1 protein-coding gene is annotated in these 270 nt (G+C 34.4%); it reads left to right on the plus strand.

Features of this window, described 5'->3' with window-relative positions; all coding sequences use genetic code 11:
* A partial coding sequence (locus R2R70_RS20490) for a hypothetical protein (protein WP_410978977.1) occupies positions 1–222 on the plus strand: 222 nt, incomplete at its 5' end.
* Positions 223–270: the final 48 nt, after the last annotated feature.

Here is a 270-nt window from a genome sequence, read left to right on the forward strand (position 1 = left end):
GTTGAAACCGATAATAGTTGTGTGGAGAACTGTTTAAAAGGGAAGTTTAAAGAGGTAAGGCCGCGTTATTCTGTATTGCCTGATATATTCACACCTATAAATTTAGGGCTATTTAAAAACTGCCAAGACTGGTCTAATGATTCTTTAGAAACATGTAAGATGAAGTGCTCCGGAAATAACATTGGACGTTTTATTAGATTTGTATTCACCGGAGTGATGTAATGAAATATATTATTTTTTTATTCAGAGCTATATGGCTGGCTTTATCGC

The organism is Cobetia sp. SIMBA_158 (assembly GCF_046566945.1).
In the GTDB taxonomy this organism is placed as follows: domain Bacteria; phylum Pseudomonadota; class Gammaproteobacteria; order Pseudomonadales; family Halomonadaceae; genus Cobetia; species Cobetia amphilecti.